The 7,013-nt window shown below is 60.5% G+C and carries 8 protein-coding genes; 6 read left to right on the top strand and 2 right to left on the bottom strand.

The window, feature by feature from the left end; translation table 11 throughout:
* From VH88_RS14085 to VH88_RS14070, 3 genes are all read left to right on the top strand, one after another.
* On the top strand, window positions 1-1,103 hold a 1,103-nt coding region (locus tag VH88_RS14085; protein ID WP_045811804.1), incomplete at its 5' end, for a S41 family peptidase.
* Window positions 1,104-1,480: 377 nt separating this feature from the next.
* Window positions 1,481-2,077: a DUF4142 domain-containing protein gene (locus tag VH88_RS14080; RefSeq protein WP_039248347.1), complete on the top strand. Its 597-nt coding sequence runs from the start codon at window positions 1,481-1,483 to the stop codon at window positions 2,075-2,077.
* 617 nt (window positions 2,078-2,694) lie between these two features.
* Window positions 2,695-3,420: a Crp/Fnr family transcriptional regulator gene (locus VH88_RS14070; RefSeq protein ID WP_039248343.1), complete on the top strand. Its 726-nt coding sequence runs from the start codon at window positions 2,695-2,697 to the stop codon at window positions 3,418-3,420.
* A gap of 23 nt (window positions 3,421-3,443) precedes the next feature.
* Here VH88_RS14070 and VH88_RS14065 read toward each other — a convergent pair whose 3' ends face one another.
* On the bottom strand, window positions 3,444-3,698 hold the full coding sequence (locus tag VH88_RS14065) for a hypothetical protein (RefSeq protein ID WP_045811800.1): 255 nt from the start codon (window positions 3,696-3,698) through the stop codon (window positions 3,444-3,446).
* 476 nt (window positions 3,699-4,174) lie between these two features.
* Here VH88_RS14065 and VH88_RS14060 point away from each other — a divergent pair, with 476 nt between their 5' ends.
* From VH88_RS14060 to VH88_RS15810, 3 genes are all read left to right on the top strand, one after another.
* Complete coding sequence (locus VH88_RS14060; protein WP_039248800.1) at window positions 4,175-4,411, top strand: hypothetical protein; 237 nt, start codon at window positions 4,175-4,177, stop codon at window positions 4,409-4,411.
* A 58-nt stretch (window positions 4,412-4,469) separates the two neighbouring features.
* On the top strand, window positions 4,470-4,763 hold the full coding sequence (locus tag VH88_RS14055) for a hypothetical protein (RefSeq protein ID WP_039248798.1): 294 nt from the start codon (window positions 4,470-4,472) through the stop codon (window positions 4,761-4,763).
* 139 nt (window positions 4,764-4,902) lie between these two features.
* Window positions 4,903-5,166 (top strand): TonB family protein, encoded by a 264-nt coding sequence (locus VH88_RS15810; protein ID WP_082064522.1) that lies wholly within the window; start codon window positions 4,903-4,905, stop codon window positions 5,164-5,166.
* Between the two features lie 83 nt (window positions 5,167-5,249).
* On the opposite strand, the gene VH88_RS14050 is transcribed toward VH88_RS15810, so the two are convergent.
* Window positions 5,250-6,445, bottom strand: a protein-coding gene (locus VH88_RS14050; protein WP_156146863.1) for an IS3 family transposase whose coding sequence is annotated in 2 segments (ribosomal slippage) — window positions 5,250-6,175 and window positions 6,175-6,445 — 1,197 coding nt in all. Because the reading frame shifts where the segments join, the coding sequence is not laid out codon by codon here.
* Window positions 6,446-7,013: the final 568 nt, after the last annotated feature.

The following is a 7,013-nucleotide window of genomic DNA, read 5'->3' as shown; positions in this document are numbered from 1 at the left end:
ATGTCGGTCAGGCGCGGATAGGTGACAGCGACACCCTTCCGCCGCTTGGCGCTCGCCTGACCGAATGCGATGGCGTCGCGGCCGAACGACTGGCCGAAACACACATTGGCGACTTCCGAGGGAGATGGTCCCTAAAAGCGCAGCGGGTCCTCTACGGAGACTGGATGTTCTTGAACGCCTCCAATCCCTGGATCTCGGAGATGAAGCAGTGCCCCTTCGCTACCAACGGTCTCGAAAAGACCTACACGCTTGCATGGAAGCCGATCGAAGCGACTGATCTCGCCGCGCGCCGCAGCCGTATCAACGCGCGGGTGACGCCGACCTTTGGTATGAGTGAGTTCGCAAACGGCGGCGTTTGGCTTTCTATGCCATCGTTCGACAGCGAGCCGGGGTCGGAAGCCTTCATCGCGATGACAACCTTGCTCGCCGAAGCTGAAGCCAAGCAGCAAGTCCTCCGTGAAGCTTCAGTGGTGGTGCTGGATCTTCGAGGAAATGGGGGCGGGTCGTCGCATTGGAGCGACAATTTGGCGACCATCCTGTGGGGGACGGACTGGCGCAAAGCTCACGATGTACCCTCTAGCGAAGCGGTGGATTGGCGGGCATCGGACGCCAATATATCGGAACTCGCCGCCTTCGTGGCCAAGTTGAAGGAAGGTGGCGGCGATGCTGATTTAATCGCATGGGGCGACAAGGCGATCAGCGGCATGCGGACCGCGAAAGCAGCCGATAGACCATTCTGGCGCGAGGACGATGGGGGTTCAGCGGCGCAAGTCCAGAGACCAACCGGCGCTTCGTCAAACCCGGTGCGCGGTCGGGTCTATGTGCTTACCGACCCGAGCTGCGCCTCCGCGTGCCTAGATGCAGTTGATATTTGGAAGGCGGCCGGCGCAATCCAGATCTGCCAGGAAACCTCTGCTGACACCCTCTACATGGAAGTGCGCAACGCCGGCCTGCCGAGCGAGCTCGCTGCGATCGGTGTCCCGATGAAGGTCTATCGCGGAAGGGCTCGCGGGAACAATGAGCCGCATCGGCCGGCTTATCCTTTCCACGGCGCGATAGCGGATACCGTCGCGTTGAAAGCTTGGGTGGCGACGCTGCAATGAAACATCATTTCGGAATCGGCCGATGCAGTAACGTGCATGAGGGCGACTTGCCCTAAAATGAGCTGGTAAAATGAGCGGCTCGGCGCGGTCGCCGACGAGTGAAGCGGCGGACAGCCCGCACCTAGGAGAGGAAAAGAGCCGTCCGCCGCACAGAGTGACGCATTTGCCGGGCCGTCACGCCTTTTGGCCGGCTCCGGCACCACAATCAAAGACGTGCTTCGGCGGATCCCGATATACAGTTACGAGCGTACATCCGCCGCCGTAATGCGGCCGGCATCGCGGCCATTTTCAAATGCGGCTGATTCGGTCATGCCTGTTACCCGTCGGAACTTCACGTGCCCGTGATGGGTTTCCCAAGTTTATAGGGAGATCCTTCCATGAAACATCTTGCCATCGCCAGCGTCGCTTCGTTTGCCCTTCTCGCAGCTTGTAACCAAGGTGGCGACAGCGCCGCCCAGAACACCAGCGAAGCGGTCAACGCTACCCAGGACGCCACGTCCGGCGTCGTCGGCCAGACCTCCGCCATGACCATGGGCGCCAACACCGTCGACGGCTTCGTCACGGGTCTGGGCACCGGCAACATGTATGAGCTGGAAGCCGCCAAGATCGCCGCCGCCAAGTCCAAGAATGCTGAAGTGAAGGCGCTTGCCGCAATGATCACCAAGGACCACACAGATGCAGGTCAGAAGCTGCAGACGGCAGCCGCCGCTGCGGAACCCGATGTTGCAATCCCGACCGCGCTCGACGAGCGTCGAAAAGGCATGATCGACAATCTGAACGCTGCGACTTCTGACGACTTCGACAAAGTCTACCTGACCCAACAGGTCGCCGCCCATAACGAAACCCTAACGCTGTTGAACGGTTTTTCCGACAACACTGAAGCGTCCGGCCTAGCCAGCCTGGCTCGCGAGCTGATTGCGCCAGTCACCATGCACCGCGACCGCGCCCAAGCCTTGCTTGATGCGATGAACTAAGCGCAAAATCGGATGAGACGACCGCCGCCGCACGGAGGCGGCGGTCGCCAGACGAGTGTCGCGGTCCGGATTGATCGTCCCAGGATTGCTGGTCACATTCGCCTGTCGCTGATCAGTAGTCCCGTCGAGGAACGCTTGAATGACTGACTTACTAGCCCGCTTGAGCTCAGAGTCCGATATTCATAGTTTGGAAGCAGCGGAGGTCGGGTTCAGCATTATAGCAAAGCCTGAGCGAGTCGCTGATTTTTCGTTGATGGTCAGGGCAGCTCTCGACTGTCCTGACGCACCGTTTGTCGTTTTCGTGACCCCGATCGGGAGTGCCCAAGACGCCCATTACGAACGCGCCCACGTCCTCCCGCTTTGACAGCTGCCGGCAGCTGATTGAGCGATGCGACGGGCACTTTACAGCTTGGGAAAGTAAAATGTCCCGCCGCACGGGGTGGCGCATCTGGCCGGGCCACCACCCTCGCAGGCCGGCTCCGTTCACCCAACCCAAAACTCTTCACGGCGTTCCAGTGTCCGGGATATGACAGGCCGCGTCCGGGAGCTTGATAAGGTTGCGGGCCGAATTGACTGGGGAAAGGCGTTTCTAAACACGAAGAGCTTGGGAGGCCTTAGTGCACGATCGTCTGGCTATCATGCTCGACCGCTTAGAGGGTGCTTCCGCCGACGACCGAGGGGTCTTCGCCGCGCTGATCAGCGAAACGCGTGTGATCTCTGCCGGGCAAGTCCTTGTCGAGGAGGGCAGCAGGCCTCAAGTCAGCATGATTTTGCTTGAAGGATTTGTGGGTCGTGTCTCGATCCTCAGTGAGGGCGGTCGGCAGATCAGCGGCCTTCACGTCCCGGCGGACTTCGTTGATCTTCACAGCCTGCTTCTCAAGAAGATGGACCATAGCCTAGTCGCACTAACCAACGTCGCCGTCGCTGCGGTGTCTCACGCGGATCTGCGACGGGTTTGCGAGACGCGGCCCCGTCTTATGCGCGCGCTATGGCGGGAGACGCTCGTCGATGGCGCTATTCACCGTGAATGGCTCTCAGCGCTGGGAAGAAGATTGGCCGCGGAACGCTTGGCTCTCTTGTTCTGCGAAATCTACGTGCGCCTCAATGCGGTGGGCCTGGCTGACAACTATCGATTTGATCTGCCGCTGACACAGTCCGATGTAGCAGACATGGTCGGCATCACCCCGGTTCACGTCAATAGGTCCTTGAAGGCGCTTCGTCAGCAAGGTGTGGTGGAGTGGAGGGGTGGTACGGCCATCATTAACGACTGGCGCAATCTCGCGCGCTTCGCGCAGTTCGACCCGACCTACCTAGAAGCGAGACTGACGGCGGATCAGGTTTAGCCGTCTAGGAAGGGCGGCGGTTTTCAAGAACCGACAGTGTCATCCTCGCCGGCAAGAGCACAATCGGTTGCAACTAGCTTCAGACGAAACAAATTTAAGCCTGTCCCACTGCTTACCGTCATTTCAACGGCGTGACTTTCCCAAAACTCAGGGCCATCGTCGCTCAACAGTTCGCCAAGGGTCCGTACGGCTTCAATCTTTGCGTCTTGCACGGACATTAGGTCTGACGACCAGGTCATCAATGAGGTGCCGGCGTCGCTGGTGAAAACGAACTTCATGCCTGCTCTACGGCGGGCTGACTATGTTGTTCCGCCGCATGCGCCAATTATACGACTACGACGCAAATTAGACGCAACGAACGGCCGCCGCCCTCGAAAGGACAGCGGCCAGGTGACGCAACACATGAAACCGGTATCGCAAACGGTCTCAGAGCAGAAATCATCGAACAGTGATTCTGGTTCCGCTCAAATTGTCGGTGGACGGTCCGGGGTGGCGGCCCGGCGCCCTTCGTAAAGGGTGGGGATTCACCGAGCCACCGTGTTCCTAAGGAGGGGAACGCCCGTTCGTACGCTGAAGATGAGCGGGTGACCCGTTAAATGGAGTTCATGCGGGCATAGCGGCCGCATAGACGGCGAAAGATCGCCACCGGGGAGGGTGACGACCTAACGCGTTCAACGTGCAGCCGTCCGTGACGGGGCCACGACTACACAATCGCGCATCACCGTGTCAGGTTTAAGGTCAGGAGGACCGAGGCATGGCGACACGGAAGACCCTCATCAAATCCCGCGCGGGCGTCCGCCTTCAGCGGATAGAGCATCTGGCGCGACAGCAGGTCGTGCAATCGTCCTGGCGCTTATCGACGATGCGCCAGAACCAGCCGCGCACCTTTGCTGACGAGAATGAAGCCGAGGATGCCTTCGACATGGAGGTCATTGCTTCGTTGACTGATCCCATCATCATCGACATGCAGCGGCGCGGGCTGCTGGATTAGCGCTTCGGACTCAAGTCAGCACACGACACGTCCGGCAAACACAGAAACGAGAGCCATCATGAAAGCCGCATCGTTTTCCCGTTCTCCATCCGCACGCTGGCGCTTGTTGCTCTGGCTAAGCCTGGGCGCTGTTCTCGTCGTGCCACTGATTGCTATGCAGTTCATGTCTGAGGTGTCGTGGACTGCCTTTGATTTTGGGGTGATGGCCGTGCTGCTCACGGTCGCCGGTCTCGCCGTAGAGCTGCTACTTTCCAAGATGTGGACGCCTGCTCCGCGGCTGATAGCGTGCTTGGGCATCCTAGCGGTCGTTGCCATTGTTTGGGTCGAAGGGGCTGTTGGGATCTTCTACTGAAGGGCATGCCGTCTGATCTTCCAATAAACGACGAAAGGCCGCCCTCCCGAATGAGGACGGCCGTTACGTCTGGTGTACGGTTGATGTGACTGAGCACTGCGGCAGAGCAGTAAACGAGCTCAGTAAAGAGGACCTTCAGATGATCGGCATTGCTCTTGGCATGGCGCTTCAGGTGGCTGCTCTACCCCAAACAGATCCAGACGAAGGCCGCGCTGTGGTCGAATGCAGTGTGGGGCGTTGCGGAGCTGTCTCCAACTGCCGCGTCGTCGAGACCACTCACCCAGGACGAGAGATGGAGCGAGCAGCCATTCAGTCCGTCCAGCGCGGGCGCCTAGCGCCGCAGCCAGGCGTGAAAGAAGGCGACAAGTTTCGCGTGACCGTCAATTTTCGCGTCGAGCAGTGAAGCGGAAAACCGAGGGCTGACAGCCTTATAGTTCTGAGGAGGGCGGCCCTGGTCTGCCCCCATGGGGTGATCCGGTTTCGATGTTAGTTCATGGGCGGGCCTGACGCCATGGTTGGGTTGGGCGAGCGCGCGCCTTCAAGCGCTGGCGCGCTCGCCCACGGCACGATGTTTCCGGCGCGAGGGATGAGGGCTTCCGGTGCTGGCGGTCGGTACTTCAGGGCGCTGTGCGGTCGCACGGCGTTGAAGTGACGCCGCCACGCCTCGATCAGCACCTGAGCCTCGGCCAGACTGAAGAAGGTCTCGCCGTTCAGCAGTTCATCCCGGAGCTTGGAGTTGAAGCTCTCGCAGTAGCCGTTCTCCCAGGGACTACCGGGTTCGATGTAGGCCGTCTGAGAGCCGACGGCGGCGATCCATTCACGCGGGGTGGTGGCGATGAACTCCGGTCCGTTGTCGGACCGCACATAGGCCGGCGGCCCGCGCAGTATCATCAGGTCCGCCAGGGTCTCTAGCACGTCGGTGGAGTTGAGCCTGCGCTTGACCCGGATCGCCAGAGCCTCGCGCGTGAACTCATCAATCACGCAGAGCATGCGGAACTTCCTGCCGTCCTGGGTGCGATCCTCGACGAAGTCGTAAGACCAGACATGGTTGGGCCGCTCGGCGCGCAGCCGCACGCACGACCCGTCCTTGAGCCAGAGCCGGCCGCGTTTCGGCTGTTTCTGCGGGACCTTCAGCCCTTCCCGTCGCCAGATCCGCTGAACCCTTTTGGCGTTCACCGACCAGCCCGCCTGATGCAGCAGCGCCGTGATCCGGCGGTAGCCGTAACGGCCATAGGTCGCCGCCAGTGCGGTGATGGCCGCCGTCAGGGCCGCCTCGTCGGTGCGGCCCCTCGGCGTCTTTCGCTGGGTTGAGCGATGCTGTCGGAGCACCGCGCAGGCGCGCCGCTCCGACACCTTCAACTCGGTCCGCACCTTGTCGATGCAGGCCCGGCGACGGGCAGGGCTCAGAAGTTTCCCCGCGCCGCCTCCGACAGGATCAGCTTGTCCAGCGTCAGGTCCGACACCGCCCGACGAAGCCGGGCGTTCTCCAGCTCCAGCGCCTTCATCCGTTTGACCTGATCGGTCTTCATCCCGCCGAACTCCGCTCGCCAGCGGAAGTAGGTCGTCTCCGTCACCGCTATCGTCTTCACCGCCTCCGCGATCGATTTGCCTTGCCCGGTCAACACTTCAACCTGGCGCAGCTTGGCGATGATCTCTTCGGGCTTGTGACGCTTCCTGGCCATCCTTGGCTCCATCCGTTCCGGTCCGCAGACCAACATAAGGGATGGATCACTTCAAAGGGCGCAGACCAGCCCCAGCCGCAGCTGGGGCCAGGCACTCAAGCCGCAGCGATTTGTGCTGGCGTAACTGCTGCTAGGCAAAGCTGTGCGACTGACGGCGCAATGTCTCCTTTGGACGCCTTGCCCTTTAGATAGGTCGCGAACTTGCCGCCTTCCAAATAGGTTTCCTGCAGCCAGGTTCGATATGATCCGAGAGCTCCGACCGGATAGCACCATGCCGTTTGGGGATTACAGCGAGCCTGCGGGTGGCTGTCTGGGAACCTGTGCGGAAACTGTCGGCGCGGGCCAAACTGTCCTTCCTGGTCATTCTCTTCCCAGTGTGTTTCGACCAATGCGTTCCGATCGATCCGTCAACGACAGTTTTGGGGCCTACGACCCCGCCGGCAATGATTAGCTCATAAACGATCGTGTGTGCTTCATTGAAGATGTTGAAGTAGGCCTTGGGGGCCGATTGGTGGTTTAGCGAGATGCGCTCGTGCCAATCTCTAAATCGGTCGCCACCCGTGGGGTC

The sequence above is a fragment of the Brevundimonas sp. KM4 genome, assembly GCF_000964075.1.
In the GTDB taxonomy this organism is placed as follows: domain Bacteria; phylum Pseudomonadota; class Alphaproteobacteria; order Caulobacterales; family Caulobacteraceae; genus Brevundimonas; species Brevundimonas huaxiensis.
Note: the sequence above shows the minus strand (reverse complement) of the source record. Positions and strands in the feature narration are given on the sequence as shown.